Raw genomic sequence first — 14945 nt, 5'->3', positions numbered from 1 at the left:
CGCTCCCGTTTCAAAACTGTCCCACCGGCCGCAAGCGGCCGATGGGGAGAGTGAACGTCACTGGGTGGTGACGCTGTTGCAGCGAAGGGCCGCGAAGGTGACGCGGCCGATGGTTCGGCGGCGTCACATCCACTGCTTTAGCCATTGCAGACGATGGGAATACCCGTGGAGCAAACCGGCGTGATGTTGGTGATCTGGCAGAACGGCGCAAACGTGATGTTCTGCTGCTGCTGTGGAGCAGGTGCCTGCGGAGCGGCGGCAGCACCGTTGCAGACGATAGGAATGCCCGTAGAGCAAATCGGCGTGACGTTAGTGATCTGGCAGATCGGGGTGAATGTCAGGTTCTGCTGCTGCTGAGGTGCAGGCGCCTGCGGAGCGGCGGCAGCGCCGTTGCAGACGACAGGAATGCCCGTGGAGCAAACCGGCGTAATGTTAGTGATCTGGCAAATCGGCGTGAAGGTCACATTCTGCTGCTGCTGATCGTTGGCCTGCGGACCCGTGCAATGCATGTGGGTGGGATTGCAAACAGTGGCGATGGTGCCGCATCCGATGGATGTTGCTGGCGTAACCGCGCCTTGTGTTTGTGCAGCTGCACCGCTGCACACCACCGGCAGACCGGTCGAGCAAACTGGCGTGACGTTGGTGATCTGGCAGATCGGGGTGAATGTCAGGTTCTGCTGCTGCTGAGGAGCAGGCGCCTGCGGAGCGGCGGCGGCTCCATTGCAGACGATGGGAATGCCCGTGGAGCAGACCGGTGTGACATTGGTGATCTGGCAAATCGGCGTGAAGGTTACGTTCTGCTGCTGTGCAGGCTGCGGCGGAACAACCGTGGGTGCAATGCAGCCCTGTACGGCAGTGTGACAACCCGGAAGGCTTGTCTGCTGGCAATGCCAGTACGCTGTTGGCCCGACGATTGTCTGCTGCTGCTGGCTGCCGGCCTGCTGGCCATGGCAATGCTGAACGGCGGTGTGGCAACCCAAAAGCGTTGTTGGCGGGCAATGCAGATAGGCGGTTGGTCCAACCGGACCCTGCTGCTGTGCCGCAGGCTGCTGGCCATGGCAATGTTGGACGGCAGTGTGGCAGCCCAGAAGCGTTGTTGGCGGGCAGTACTGGTAGGCGGTTGGTCCATATGGACCCTGCTGCTGGCCGCCGTCCTGTTGTCCCTGGCAATTCAAAACGGCTGTGTTGCAACCGGGCATGCTTGTGTGCGGGCAATGCCAGTAAGCGGTCGGACCCACGATTGTCTGCTGCTGCTGCTGCTGGCCGTTGCAAAGCTGGACGGCAGTGTAGCAGCCCGGAAGTGTTGTTGGCGGGCAGTACAGATAGGCCGTCGGGCCCAAGATGGTATGCGTTGCTGTTTGGCAACCTAAAGCTGTGGTGATAGTCATCGATCAATTCCCGAATTCACAGTTGAAAGGGCTTTGTGACATGTCCGGAGAGCGCAGTTCGATATGGAAGCAACCACCGGTAATTGCTTGAACTATGGCTAACTCACCTTTGACGGGAAAATTCCTATTGCACTTTTTAAAGTTGTGCAAATAAAAAATACATTTATAACGAGCATTTGGAAATATACATTCGTTTTGCGTGCATTTGAAATCCGGTCTACCCACTGCAAAAGCTGGGTTTTCAGCCCTTCATCAGCCATACAGGAGAACGAGCGATGACCTCCGATACAACCGGCACTACCGACCAGACTCCCGATCAGCCGCAACGGCCCTCTGGACGCTTCATCATTTCCCACCGCATGGCGCCCTATCGCGACGGGCGCGCGCGGCGCTCGGCAAAAGGCAATTTCAGCGAGCGTCTGATGCGCTCTCTGGAAGGCTCCATGGATGTCGTCAGCGATATAGGAGCCGAGCGCGATGATGTACGCCGCGTGCTTGTCGTAACCGCCGACGAGGAGGAGCTGCGCGCGAAAACCAGCGATCTTTCGCCAGACACCATCGTGGAGCGGGAAGCCCTGCGCTGGCCGGCGGCGCTGCGGCTCGCGCCATGGGGCACGCCACCGCTGGCATCGATGACGTCAAACGCGGCCAATGACGCCGCCGCCAGCCTTCCGGCTTTCACCATCACGGTCACCTCATCCGGCGCTCCACTTGCCAATGCGCAAGTCGAACTTGCTCTCACATCACTGACCCATCCCGACCAGTCCACTTCCAGTAGTCTCACCGCCATCACCGATTCCAACGGCGTCGCGACCCTGCATTTCGATCAGGCGCAATGGTACCCCGTCACGGCGCAGATATCGCCGCATGGCGGCGTATGGTCGGGCATGCTCATCCATCCCGCATCCGGCACGACGTTGAATCTCGATGCTCTGCCCGCAACCGGTCCTCTCGGCTGGTGGCATCAACTGGCCGGTATCAACGCTCTGGATTCCTCCGCCGGTGCCGGTATTCGCGTCGGTATCATCGATTCGGGATTGGGTCCGCACCCCTATCTCAGCCACATCGTACCCTCAGGCGCTTTCATCGACGGCGGTTTTCAGCCGGGGGCGGCGGCAACTGTGGATGTGCAGTGGCATGGAACTCATGTCTCCGGTCTTATCGGCGCACGCCCACCGGTGGAAAGCGGCGAATATGCCGGTCTGGCGCCAGGCGCGGAGGTCTTTACGGCGCGCGTCTTTGCGCCGGGCAGGGGCGCCAACCAGGGTGACATCGCCGCCGCCATAGATGCCATGGCCAATGCGCATGAGGTCGACCTCATCAATCTCAGCCTCGGAGGCGATCCGTCGGCCATAGAATATGACGCCGTACTTTCGGCCTATAGCCGCGGAACTCTGTGCATCTGTGCGGCGGGGAACTATTTTGGTCAGCCAGTGCTTGCGCCTGCCAGCTATCCGCTCTCGGTCGCCGTATCGGCAGTCACGAGACCCGGCACTTATCCGCTCAGCAATCTCGCCAATCTCACCCGGCCCGTGCAGCCCGATCATTATGGCACCGGCGGTCTCTTTCTGCCCAGCTACGCCAATATCGGAAAGCAGATTGCCGTCACCGCCGGTGGCTCCGCCGTCATCTCCACCATTCCTGCGGCAGAAGAGCAAGACGCACCCTATGCAGACATGTCTGGTACCTCCATGGCAACCCCTGTCACCACGGGCGCACTTGCCGTGATGCTCTCCCGCGACGCCATCTACAAAAGCTTGCAACGAACCCAGGCCCGCGCCAAATATGCAAGATCGAAACTGGAAAGCGCCGCTTTGTCCATTGGCCTAGCCCAACCCTACCAGGGGGACGGCCTGAGCCGCGTCGGCTGACACCAGCTAAAGAGCGGTGCGACCCATCGCACCGCTCCACCATCTGCGCCGAGTGAGTCGAAACGCTCCGCCACCATTCTGAAGCATCGGGAGGAAAACATGACCGATCCAGAAAAAACCTACATCCTCACCTTCCGCCAGGACGCCCCGCAACCGGCAGGCTGGCAACAAAAACTCGCCCAAACCCCAGGTATCACCCTAATCTCCACCACCGGCCGCTACGCCCGTATCAAAGGCAACCCCGCTGCGATGCAGAAAGCATTGGCGATGTTTGGTGACGATGTGATTCTGGAAGAGGAACTGCCGCGATATTTTTGAGGTGGTTTTGGGAGAGACGATTCCTGCTTGCTACGGCGCGCAATGCTGTGCGTGACAACGCGTGCAGAAGCGTAGCTATTGAGCTTGAATTTTTGGAATAAAGAATTTTGGGATAGAATGGTGGGCGATGAGAGACTCGAACTCCCGACATCCTCGGTGTAAACGAGGCGCTCTACCAACTGAGCTAATCGCCCTTCGCGTCTTGCAGATCGTGTCCGCCGCGTCGGTGGCCGTGATCTATTCGGATCGGAAAAAAACCGCAAGAGCTTTTGTGAAGTTTTTTTGTTTTTTTCGATTTTTATGACAGCGGCGGTTAGCGGCGAGGGGCTTTTAGTGGGCGGAAAGCCCGGAAAGCTGGCGCTTTCATGGGTTAAGCCGGATCGCTGGGATAATAGTTTTCCACAGCAGGGCCTCGGGATGACGTGAAAAGGGGCTAGCCGGTGATGCCTGCATGAGGGGTAAGCGCTGATTTGCGTATTGTGGTCTGCATGCCAAAGCGCAGTCTCTACGTTCAATGACGTGTCGCGAAACGCGCTCAAGAAAATTTCTCAGCGAATCCATCAGCATTCTTGTCGGAATGGGGTGAAAGATTCGCGGGTTGCGCCTCGTTTTTGCCACCTGTGGATAAGTGTGCCGGATTGGGCGTAAAAAACTAAAATGGAAAAAGTGCCGGAAAACCGGGGCTCTTCACCTGTTTGTCAAATCAAAATGCTCAAGCTTATTCTTTTGTCGTGAAACCTGCTTGACACCCCAACACGAACGCCTTAGTTAGCCGCTCAACGAACAGCCGAGGCGAGTTCGTAAGACCGGTTTCGGCCAGTCTTTAGGGAATGTGCGGGTGTAGCTCAGTTGGTTAGAGTGCCGGCCTGTCACGCCGGAGGTCGCGGGTTCGAGCCCCGTCACTCGCGCCATTCCTTCCTCGAGATCTACGGACTTCCAACAGTCCGATAAAATGCGCGGGTGTAGCTCAGTTGGTTAGAGTGCCGGCCTGTCACGCCGGAGGTCGCGGGTTCGAGCCCCGTCACTCGCGCCATTTTCTTCTTCCTTCAAGATGTAAAATGTCCTTCCTTTGACCAAGCGTTAACAACGCAAGGCGTCGCACGCATTTTTATTTCCCATATCTTCCTCAAGTTTTAGCAGTCTGTTCCGATGTGCGCCATACCGAAAAAGTGACGTGTTTTGGCTCTCCTGCTTACTGCTTCGGTATCGTTTCAGTTTGGTTGATTTCTTGCCTCGAAGTCTCATGTTTGTGACGCTTTTCAGAGCAGAATTGCTGTCACTTTTTGCTCAAAATTATGTCTCATTCCTGCGACGCTATGACGCGCTTGATTGTCCATAGTTTTGAAGTGCTTAGAGATATCTTGAATGGCTGTAGGCGAGGGGATTTCGCGTTATAATGGTCCTCTGAAGTCACGATTGACTTGAAATGGCACTTAAACTCTTGCAGAGAGGGCTTCGCTGCGATAACCACTGCGGCGTTGCAACATAATTTCGGCCCAGCGGATTCTCGTGTCCAATGGGGTATGCTCGACGCTCGGTCGGGCAAGGAAGAGACAATGACTGAACTCCTCAGTTCCTACATTCCGATCGCAATCTTCATTGGTATCGCGCTTGTCATCGGTCTGGCGCTGTTGATTGCGCCTTTCGCCGTTGCCTACAAGAACCCCGACCCGGAAAAGCTGTCCGCCTTTGAGTGCGGTTTCAATGCGTTCGACGACGCGCGCATGAAGTTCGACATTCGCTTTTATCTGGTGTCGATTCTTTTCATCATCTTCGACCTTGAAGTCGCTTTCCTTTTCCCGTGGGCAGTGTCCTTCGGTGAAATCGGCTGGTTCGGTTTCTGGTCCATGATGGTGTTCCTCGGCGTTCTCACCATCGGCTTTATCTATGAATGGAAGAAGGGGGCACTGGAATGGGCGTAGTTCAGAACGACACGACGCTTGTCGCGCCAAAGCCCAAAGGCATCATCGATCCTTCGACGGGCAAGCCTGTCGGCAGCGATGACGGCTATTTCACCGAAATCAACGACGAGCTTGCAGATAAGGGTTTTCTGGTAACGTCCACGGACGAGCTGATTACCTGGGCACGCACCGGTTCTCTGATGTGGATGCAGTTCGGTCTGGCCTGCTGCGCTGTTGAAGGTCTGATGCAGGCATCCGGCCCACGTTACGACATGGAGCGCTTCGGCGTTGCACCGCGCGCCTCACCGCGCCAGTCGGACGTTATGATCGTTGCCGGTACGCTGACCAACAAGATGGCGCCTGCGCTTCGCAAGGTCTATGACCAGATGCCGGAGCCGCGTTACGTCATCTCCATGGGCTCCTGTGCCAATGGCGGCGGTTATTACCATTATTCCTACGCTGTCGTGCGTGGTTGCGACCGTGTGGTTCCTGTCGATATCTACGTGCCGGGCTGTCCCCCCACGGCAGAGGCGCTGCTTTACGGCGTGCTTCTGCTGCAGAAGAAAATCCGGCGTACCGGTACGATCGAGCGTTAAGGGCAGAGGACTTATACATGAGCGCAGCTCTCAACGATCTCTCGGCCTATGTGCAGGAAGTGCGCGGTTCCCTGTTGGAATCGGCCGTCATTGCCTTTGGCGAATTGACGCTGAATACGACGCCGGAAAATGTCATCGCGCTGTTGACCTTCCTGCGTGACGACGTGCAGTGCGGTTTCGTCAACATCATCGATATCTGCGGTGTGGACTGGCCGAGCCGCGAAAAGCGTTTCGATGTCGTCTATCACCTGCTGTCGCCGCGCCAGAATTTGCGCGTTCGACTCAAGCTTCAGGTGGCTGAAGACGAAGCTGTGCCTTCGGCAACCTCCGTTTTTTACGGTGCCGAATGGTTCGAGCGTGAAGCCTGGGACATGTATGGCATTCCATTCGAGGGTCATTCCGACCTGCGTCGCATTCTGACCGATTACGGTTTCGAAGGTCATCCGCTGCGCAAGGATTTCCCGGTCACGGGCTTTGTGGAAGTGCGTTACGATGACGTGCTGAAGCGCGTTCTCTACGAGCCGGTCGAGCTGAAGCAGGAGTTCCGTAACTTCGACTTCCTTTCCCCTTGGGAAGGAACGGATTACGTTCTTCCGGGTGATGAAAAGGCCAAGCAATGAGCGAAGCTGCCGCCACAGAGCAGGGGCAATGTCTTTGCGGTGCCGTTCGCTTCGAAGCGACTATAGGCACCCGTGAAGTTGGCGCTTGCCATTGTTCCATGTGCCGTCGCTGGTCTGGCGGCGTGTTTCTTGCTGTCGAATGCGAAAGCGTTTCGGTGGAAAACGAACAGAATCTCGGCGTTTATTCCTCGTCTGAATGGGGTGAGCGCTGCTTCTGCAAGGCGTGCGGCAGCACGGTCATGTGGCGCTCCAAAGATGGTGCGCATCATGCCGTGTCGGTGCAGTCGTTCAATAATCCATCCAGCTTCGAATTTGCATCGCAAATCTTCATAGACGAAAAGCCGACCAATTATTCGTTCGCGCAGGCCACAAAGAACATGACCGGCCCCGAATTCATCGCCATGATTACGTCGGCGGAGCAACACTGATGACTGAACATAACGTTCGCAATTTTACGATCAACTTCGGCCCGGAACACCCTTCCGCGCACGGTGTGTTGCGTCTCGTTCTCGAACTCGACGGTGAAATCGTCGAGCGCGTCGATCCGCATATCGGCCTGCTGCATCGCGGTACGGAAAAGCTGATCGAAACGAAGACCTATCTTCAGGCCGTTCCTTATTTCGACCGTCTCGACTATGTCGCGCCGATGAACCAGGAGCATGCTTTCGCGCTGGCCGTGGAAAAGCTGCTGGGTCTGGAAATTCCGATGCGCGGTCAGCTGATCCGCGTTCTTTACTCGGAAATTGGCCGTATCCTGTCGCATATCATGAACGTCACGACGCAGGCCATGGACGTCGGCGCCATGACGCCGCCGGTCTGGGGCTTTGAAGAGCGCGAAAAGCTGATGGTGTTTTATGAGCGTGCCTGTGGCGCGCGCATGCACTCGGCTTACTTCCGTCCGGGCGGCGTGCATCAGGATCTGCCGCCGGAACTGGTTGAAGATATCGGCAAGTGGTGCGATCCGTTCATCACTGTTCTCGACAATATCGAAGGTCTTTTGACCCACAACCGCATTTACAAGCAGCGTAACGTCGACATCGGCGTCGTATCGCTTGAAGATGCCTTTGCCTGGGGCTTCACCGGCGTCATGGTTCGCGGTTCGGGCGCTGCCTGGGACTTGCGCCGTGCGCAGCCTTACGAGTGCTATTCCGATCTCGAATTCGACATTCCCGTCGGCAAGAACGGCGACTGCTATGACCGTTACCTGATCCGCATGCAGGAAATGCGTGAATCGGTGAAGATTATGAAGCAGTGCGTGGAGCTTCTGTCCGGCAAGCATCGCATCGGCGCTGTGTCGTCGCTGGATGGCAAGGTCGTTCCGCCCAAGCGTGGCGAGATGAAGCGCTCAATGGAAGCGCTGATTCACCATTTCAAGCTTTATACCGAAGGTTATCACGTCCCGGCTGGCGAAGTGTACGCAGCCGTCGAAGCGCCCAAGGGCGAGTTCGGCGTCTATGTCGTCGCTGACGGTTCCAACAAGCCTTACCGCTGCAAGATCCGCGCTCCGGGCTTTGCGCATCTGGCTGCGATGGACTTTCTCTGCAAGGGCCACCAGCTTGCCGACGTAACGGCTGTTCTTGGCTCTCTGGATATCGTGTTCGGGGAGGTCGACCGCTGATGCGTTTGCCGCTGGCCACTTCGGCTTTTCTTGCCGCGACTGCACCGCTCTTCGCCCAAACGGCGCAAGAGGGTGTGTCTTCGCAGGCAAGCGGCGGTTCATCAACTGTCAAGCAGCTTCTGTCACAAGGATACGAGATCAAATCCTCGCTTCCCAATGGCGGAAAATTCATTGTGTTCATGCAAAAAGACAAAACGGCCTATGCCTGCGAATTCGTCACGGTGACGAAATCGCGGTGCGAGTCGTTAAACTGATGGGGCGTGAGGAAGTATGTCCGTTCGTCGACTAGCTGAAGATCAGTTCCAGCCCACGGGTTTCGCGTTCAACGCGGACAACATCGCTTGGGCGGAAAAAACGATCCAGAAATATCCTGAAGGACGCCAGCAATCTGCGGTCATCCCGCTGTTGATGCGTGCACAGGAGCAGGACGGCTGGGTAACCCGCGCCTGTATCGAGAAGATCGCCGACATGCTGGATATGGCCTATATCCGCGTGCTCGAAGTGGCGACCTTCTATACGCAGTTCCAGCTGAAGCCGGTTGGCACCAGGGCGCATATTCAGGTCTGTGGCACCACACCCTGCATGTTGCGCGGTTCCGAAGCGCTGATGGATGTCTGCCGTCACAAGATCCACCACGATCCGCTGACCCCCAATGAAAGCGGCACACTTTCCTGGGAAGAGGTCGAATGTCAGGGCGCCTGCGTCAACGCGCCGATGGTCATCATCTTCAAGGATGCCTATGAGGACCTGACGCCGGAGCGTCTGGAAGAGATCATCGATACGTTTGAGGCAGGCAAGGGCGATACCGTCAAGCCAGGCCCGCAGATCGACCGTCATCTTTCGGCGCCGATTGGCCCGCTGACCACGCTGACCGAAGAGACGAAGCCGGATCGCTCCAATCTCGACAAGCCAGCGGAAACGCCTGCAACGGCGGCTCCTGCGGCAGCACCCGCACCTGCGCCATCCGAGGCTGCAAAGCCGAAGACAACGGCAGCAGAGTCGGATGCTAAGCTGAAGACACCGGTGACCGATCCGAAGGCATCAGAAGGCAACGCCAAGGCGGCTGCGGCGGAAGGCTCTGGCGAGGTCAAGACGTCGGCCAAGCCTTCGCTAGAGGACAAGAACCGTCCCGCCAAGGTCGACCGGCCTGAAAAGGCCGATGACCTGAAGCTGATTTCCGGCGTTGGTCCGAAGATCGAGGCGACGCTGAACGAGCTCGGCATCTTCACCTATATGCAGGTCGCCGGCTGGTCCGCAGAAGAGCGTGAATGGGTCGACGGTTATCTGAATTTCAAGGGCCGTATCGATCGCGATGATTGGGTCCGTCAGGCCGAGGCGCTCGCCAAGGGTGGCGAAGCCGAATATATCAAGGTCTTCGGCAAGAAGCCGCGGTAAGAGGTTGAATCATGTTAAAAGATCAGGATCGTATCTTTACCAATCTCTACGGCCTCAAGGACACCTCGCTTAAGGGTGTGCTTGCACGCGGTCATTGGGATGGCACAAAGCAGATCATCGAAAAAGGCCGGGACTGGATCATCAATGAGATGAAGGCGTCTGGCCTGCGTGGTCGTGGCGGCGCTGGCTTCCCGACGGGCCTCAAATGGTCCTTCATGCCGAAGGAAAGCGACGGTCGTCCACATTATCTCGTCGTCAATGCCGACGAATCAGAACCCGGCACCTGCAAGGACCGCGAAATCCTGCGCCATGATCCGCATACGCTGATCGAAGGCTGCGTGATCGCCGGTTTCGCCATGGGCGCGCACACGGCCTACATTTATGTTCGCGGCGAATATATGCGTGAACGCGAAGCGCTGCAGGCGGCAATCGACGAATGCTACGACGCCGGTCTGCTGGGCACAAACAACAAGAACGGCTGGGATTTCGATATCTACGTTCATCACGGCGCAGGTGCCTACATCTGCGGTGAGGAAACGGCGCTTCTCGAAAGCCTCGAAGGCAAGAAGGGCCAGCCGCGCCTCAAGCCTCCGTTCCCGGCCAATATGGGCCTTTACGGTTGCCCGACCACGGTCAACAACGTCGAATCCATCGCCGTCGCGCCGACCATTCTGCGTCGCGGTGCATCGTGGTTCTCCTACATCGGTCGTCCGAACAATGTCGGCACCAAGCTGTTCATGGTTTCGGGCCATGTCGAGCGTCCGTGCACCTTCGAAGATGCGCTGGGTCTGTCCTTCAAGGAGCTGATCGAGCGTCACTGTGGTGGCATTCGCGGCGGTTGGGACAATCTGCTCGGCGTCATTCCAGGCGGCGCATCCTGCCCCATCGTTCGCGGTGAGGACATGAAGGACGCCATCATGGACTTCGACGGCATGCGCGAAGTGAAGTCTTCCTTCGGCACCGGCGGCATGATCGTCATGGACAAGTCCACCGACGTCATCAAGGCCATCGCCCGTATCGCGGCCTTCTTCAAGCATGAAAGCTGCGGCCAGTGCACCCCTTGCCGTGAAGGCACGGGCTGGATGTGGCGTGTGCTGGAACGCATGGTCAAGGGCAATGCGCAGAAGCGCGAAATCGATATGCTGTTCGAAGTGACCAAGCAGATCGAAGGCCACACCATCTGTGCGCTGGGTGATGCGGCTGCATGGCCGGTTCAGGCGCTGATCCGCAATTTCCGTCCGGAAATCGAAAAGCGGATCGATCAATATACCTACAGGGCCATGGATGATGGCGCTGTGCTTGAGGCTGCCGAGTAACACCGGCCAAAGTAACACCTCAAGGGTGTTGCGAGGGGCGGGGATCGGGTGTACCGGTCCCTTACATCGTTAAAGCATTTGGCACTTTTTGAGTCTAAGCCGGATGCCATCAGGATTTGTCCTTGATCGCATTGATATGCGCGACGGACAGGCAACAGGACGTAGCAGGACCATGACAAAGCTCAAGGTTGACGGTAAAGAGATCGAAGTTCCAGATCATTTCACGCTGTTGCAGGCGTGCGAGGAGGCTGGTGCCGAAGTTCCGCGCTTTTGTTTTCACGAGCGTTTGTCGGTCGCGGGTAACTGCCGCATGTGTCTCATCGAGGTGAAGGGCGGACCGCCCAAGCCTGCTGCATCCTGCGCCATGGGTGTGCGCGATATTCGCGGCGGCCCGAACGGCGAATTGCCGGAAGTTTTCACCAACACGCCGATGGTCAAGAAGGCCCGCGAAGGCGTGATGGAATTCCTGCTCATCAACCACCCGCTCGATTGTCCCATCTGCGACCAGGGCGGCGAATGCGACCTGCAGGACCAGGCCATGGCCTTCGGTATCGCCGGTTCGCGTTACGCTGAAAACAAGCGCGCCGTGGAAGACAAATATATCGGCCCGCTCGTCAAGACGGTCATGAACCGCTGCATTCACTGCACGCGCTGCGTCCGCTTCACCACGGAAGTCGCTGGCATTTCCGAACTCGGCCTCATCGGTCGCGGCGAAGACGCCGAGATCACAACCTATCTCGAGCAGGCAATGACATCGGAGCTTCAGGGCAACGTTGTTGACCTCTGCCCGGTCGGCGCTCTGACATCCAAGCCATTCGCTTTCACCGCCCGTCCCTGGGAACTCGGTAAGACCGAAACCATCGACGTGATGGACGCGCTCGGCTCTGCCATCCGCGTCGATACCCGTGGTCGCGAAGTCATGCGCGTCATGCCGCGTGTCAACGAAGCCATCAACGAAGAGTGGATTTCGGACAAGAGCCGCTTCATCTGGGATGGTCTCAAGACCCAGCGCCTCGACAAGCCTTACGTCCGCAAGGACGGCCGCTTGCAGCCCGCGACTTGGGGCGAAGCTTTTGCCGCCATCAAGGCTGGCGTTGCCTCGACCTCGGGTGAGAAGATCGGCGCTATCGCTGGCGATCTGGCTTCTGTCGAAGAAATGTTTGCATTAAAGTCGCTGCTGGCATCGCTCGGTTCGACCAATGTCGATTGCCGCCAGGATGGCACGGCGCTCGACCCGTCGCTCGGTCGCGCCAGCTACCTGTTCAATGCCACTATCGAGGGCATCGAACATTCCGACGCACTGCTGATCATCGGCTCCAACCCGCGCTACGAAGCTTCCGTGCTCAACGCACGCATTCGCAAGCGCTGGCGCCGTGGTGGCTTCCCGGTCGCTGTTATCGGTGAAGCGGGCGAGCTGCGTTACGAATACGAATATCTCGGTTCCGGCACGGACACGCTGTCCGATCTGGCGTCCGGTTCGCACAGCTTCATCGAAAAGCTGAAGGCTGCCAAGAACCCGATGATCATTGTCGGTCAGGGCGCTCTGTCGCGTGAAGATGGTGCCGCTGTTCTTAGCTCGGCTGCAAAGCTTGCTGTTTCTGTCGGCGCAGTGTCTGGCGAATGGAACGGTTTCTCCGTTCTGCACACGGCTGCTGCCCGCGTTGGTGGTCTGGATATCGGCTTCGTTCCGGCAGACAAGTCGGCCAATGCTGCTTCTATCGCTGCATCGTCCGAGGTTCTCTTCCTGCTCGGCGCTGACGAAATCGATCTGTCTGCAAAGAGCGCGAAGCTCACGGTTTACATCGGCTCGCATGGTGACAACGGCGCAATGAATGCCGACGTCATCCTGCCGGGTGCGGCCTATACCGAAAAGTCCGGTATCTGGGTCAACACCGAAGGTCGCGTCCAGATGGGCAATCGCGCCGGTTTCGCACCAGGCGAAGCCCGTGAAGACTGGGCAATCCTGCGTGCATTGTCGGATGTTCTCGGCCACAAGCTGCCATTCGACTCGCTGTCTGCTCTGCGTGCTCAGCTCTATATCGCGCATCCGCATTTTGCCGATGCTGACGAGATTGCCGTCGCCGACGCAGCAGCGATTGAAACGCTGGCCACAAAGGCTGGCACCCTGAACAAGGCAGGTTTTGCCTCGCCGGTTAAGGACTTTTATTTGACGAACCCGATTGCGAGAGCGTCCGCCGTGATGGCCGAATGTTCCGCATTGGCCCGCAACAATTTCAAGGCTGCGGCAGAGTAAGGGTAGGGGACTATGGAATCGTTTTTCTGGAGCTATGTCTGGCCAGCGCTGATTATTGTCGGCCAGTCCCTGCTTCTTCTCGTTTTGTTGCTGGTGTCGATCGCCTTCCTTCTGCTTGCCGACCGTAAGATCTGGGCGGCTGTTCAGCTGCGCCGTGGTCCCAACGTAGTTGGTCCCTTTGGCCTCTTCCAGTCTTTCGCCGACCTTTTGAAGTTCATTCTGAAAGAGCCGGTCATTCCATCCGGTGCCAACAAGGCCGTGTTCCTGCTGGCGCCGCTGGTTGCCGTGACGCTGGCACTTGCGACCTACGCCGTGATCCCGTTCAATCAGGGCTGGGTCGTCGCCAACATCAATGTCGGCATTCTCTATATCTTCGCGATCTCGTCGCTTGAAGTCTACGGCATCATCATGGGTGGCTGGGCTTCGAACTCGAAGTATCCGTTCCTCGGCGCGCTTCGTTCCGCCGCGCAGATGGTGTCCTACGAAGTCTCCATTGGCCTCGTTATTGTCACCGTTCTGCTGTGCGTCGGTTCGCTGAACCTGACTGACATCGTCAATGCGCAACATTCGGGCATCGGCACGTCGCTCGGTCTGCCGGCATCGTTCCTGGATTGGCACTGGTTGCCGCTCTTCCCGATGTTCATCATCTTCTTCATTTCGGCGCTGGCCGAAACCAACCGTCCACCGTTCGATCTGCCCGAAGCGGAATCGGAACTTGTGGCCGGTCACATGGTGGAGTATGGCTCCACCCCGTACATGATGTTCATGCTGGGTGAATATGCTGCCATCGTTCTGATGTGCTGCCTGACGACCATTCTGTTCCTGGGCGGCTGGCTTCCCATCGTGGATGTATGGTTCCTCAACTGGGTGCCGGGTATCATCTGGTTCATCCTCAAGGGTGGCATGGTGTTCTTCATGTTCGGTCTGGTGAAGGCATTCGTCCCGCGTTACCGCTATGACCAGTTGATGCGTCTTGGCTGGAAGGTCTTCCTGCCGCTGTCGCTCGCCATGGTTGTGATTGTTGCATTCGTACTCAAGCTGACGGCGGGGGCATAAGATGTCCGCAGTCCTCGCTTGCAGATTTGGAGATTGAGATGGCCAGTCTTTCCCAAGCCGTCAATTCGCTGTTCCTCAAGGAATTCGTTGGCGCTATTTTTCTGACGATGCGTCACTTCTTCAAACAGAAGGCAACGGTGAACTACCCCTTCGAAAAGGGACCGGTCAGCCCGCGCTTCCGTGGCGAACATGCTCTGCGCCGCTATCCCAACGGGGAAGAACGCTGCATCGCCTGCAAACTGTGCGAAGCGATCTGTCCTGCCCAGGCCATCACCATTGAAGCTGGCCCACGCCGCAACGATGGCACGCGCCGCACGGTTCGTTACGATATCGACATGGTAAAGTGCATTTATTGCGGCTTCTGCCAGGAAGCATGCCCGGTCGATGCCATCGTCGAAGGTCCGAATTTCGAATTCGCGACGGAAACGCGCGAAGAACTTTATTTCGATAAGCAGCGCCTTCTCGATAATGGCGACCGGTGGGAACGCGAAATCGCTCGCAACCTCGCACTGGATGCGCCGTACCGTTAATGCGGCTCGTTTCTCCGGGGCGCCGCTCCGGGGAGGGTACATAATAAATGCCTGTCGGTGATCGCTGGCGGGAACGAAACGG

General features: G+C 57.6%; 14 protein-coding genes and 3 tRNA genes. 15 read left to right on the top strand and 2 right to left on the bottom strand.

Annotation, left to right across the window (positions count from 1 at the left end):
• Positions 1 to 137 precede the first annotated feature (137 nt).
• Entirely contained in the window at positions 138 to 1388 is a 1251-nt protein-coding gene (locus tag AC27VJ_RS19420; protein WP_488685376.1) for a hypothetical protein, read from the bottom strand.
• A gap of 275 nt (positions 1389 to 1663) precedes the next feature.
• On the opposite strand from AC27VJ_RS19420, the gene AC27VJ_RS19415 reads away from it, so the two are divergent.
• Positions 1664 to 3259, top strand: a complete 1596-nt coding sequence (locus tag AC27VJ_RS19415) for a S8 family serine peptidase (RefSeq protein WP_488685375.1) — start codon at positions 1664 to 1666, stop codon at positions 3257 to 3259.
• Positions 3260 to 3358: 99 nt separating this feature from the next.
• The gene (locus tag AC27VJ_RS19410; RefSeq protein ID WP_488685374.1) at positions 3359 to 3577 is read left to right on the top strand and encodes a hypothetical protein; all 219 of its coding nucleotides are present in this window, start codon (positions 3359 to 3361) and stop codon (positions 3575 to 3577) included.
• Between the two features lie 118 nt (positions 3578 to 3695).
• On the opposite strand, the gene AC27VJ_RS19405 is transcribed toward AC27VJ_RS19410, so the two are convergent.
• Positions 3696 to 3771 (bottom strand) — tRNA-Val (locus AC27VJ_RS19405).
• 640 nt (positions 3772 to 4411) lie between these two features.
• Here AC27VJ_RS19405 and AC27VJ_RS19400 point away from each other — a divergent pair.
• From AC27VJ_RS19400 to nuoI, 13 genes are all read left to right on the top strand, one after another.
• Positions 4412 to 4488: transfer RNA gene (locus tag AC27VJ_RS19400), tRNA-Asp, on the top strand.
• 45 nt (positions 4489 to 4533) lie between these two features.
• A tRNA-Asp gene (locus AC27VJ_RS19395) sits at positions 4534 to 4610 on the top strand.
• Between the two features lie 523 nt (positions 4611 to 5133).
• Positions 5134 to 5499, top strand: coding sequence for an NADH-quinone oxidoreductase subunit A (locus AC27VJ_RS19390; protein ID WP_042619792.1), 366 nt, complete (start codon positions 5134 to 5136; stop codon positions 5497 to 5499).
• Positions 5490 to 6074: a NuoB/complex I 20 kDa subunit family protein gene (locus tag AC27VJ_RS19385; protein WP_062451383.1), complete on the top strand. Its 585-nt coding sequence runs from the start codon at positions 5490 to 5492 to the stop codon at positions 6072 to 6074. Before AC27VJ_RS19390 ends, AC27VJ_RS19385 begins: the two co-directional genes overlap by 10 nt.
• Before the next feature lie 17 nt (positions 6075 to 6091).
• Entirely contained in the window at positions 6092 to 6694 is a 603-nt protein-coding gene (locus AC27VJ_RS19380) for an NADH-quinone oxidoreductase subunit C (protein WP_488685373.1), read from the top strand.
• A complete protein-coding gene (locus AC27VJ_RS19375) occupies positions 6691 to 7122 on the top strand; it encodes a GFA family protein (RefSeq protein WP_488685372.1) in 432 nt (143 codons plus the stop codon). The genes AC27VJ_RS19380 and AC27VJ_RS19375 overlap by 4 nt, the downstream gene beginning before the upstream one ends.
• Positions 7122 to 8312 (top strand): NADH-quinone oxidoreductase subunit D, encoded by a 1191-nt coding sequence (locus AC27VJ_RS19370; RefSeq protein WP_113089461.1) that lies wholly within the window; start codon positions 7122 to 7124, stop codon positions 8310 to 8312. Before AC27VJ_RS19375 ends, AC27VJ_RS19370 begins: the two co-directional genes overlap by 1 nt.
• Positions 8312 to 8566, top strand: a complete 255-nt coding sequence (locus AC27VJ_RS19365; RefSeq protein ID WP_113089460.1) for a hypothetical protein — start codon at positions 8312 to 8314, stop codon at positions 8564 to 8566. The genes AC27VJ_RS19370 and AC27VJ_RS19365 overlap by 1 nt, the downstream gene beginning before the upstream one ends.
• 16 nt (positions 8567 to 8582) lie before the next feature.
• Entirely contained in the window at positions 8583 to 9707 is a 1125-nt protein-coding gene (locus tag AC27VJ_RS19360) for an NADH-quinone oxidoreductase subunit E (RefSeq protein WP_353575591.1), read from the top strand.
• Between the two features lie 11 nt (positions 9708 to 9718).
• The gene (nuoF, locus tag AC27VJ_RS19355; protein WP_488685371.1) at positions 9719 to 11023 is read left to right on the top strand and encodes an NADH-quinone oxidoreductase subunit NuoF; all 1305 of its coding nucleotides are present in this window, start codon (positions 9719 to 9721) and stop codon (positions 11021 to 11023) included.
• A gap of 172 nt (positions 11024 to 11195) precedes the next feature.
• Complete coding sequence (nuoG, locus tag AC27VJ_RS19350; protein ID WP_488685370.1) at positions 11196 to 13277, top strand: NADH-quinone oxidoreductase subunit NuoG; 2082 nt, start codon at positions 11196 to 11198, stop codon at positions 13275 to 13277.
• A 12-nt stretch (positions 13278 to 13289) separates the two neighbouring features.
• Positions 13290 to 14333, top strand: coding sequence for an NADH-quinone oxidoreductase subunit NuoH (gene nuoH / locus AC27VJ_RS19345; RefSeq protein ID WP_113089456.1), 1044 nt, complete (start codon positions 13290 to 13292; stop codon positions 14331 to 14333).
• Between the two features lie 38 nt (positions 14334 to 14371).
• Positions 14372 to 14863, top strand: a complete 492-nt coding sequence (gene nuoI / locus AC27VJ_RS19340) for an NADH-quinone oxidoreductase subunit NuoI (RefSeq protein ID WP_003512679.1) — start codon at positions 14372 to 14374, stop codon at positions 14861 to 14863.
• Positions 14864 to 14945 lie beyond the last annotated feature (82 nt).

This window comes from Agrobacterium sp. 20P9.1.2 (assembly GCF_057799395.1).
Note: the sequence above shows the minus strand (reverse complement) of the source record. Positions and strands in the feature narration are given on the sequence as shown.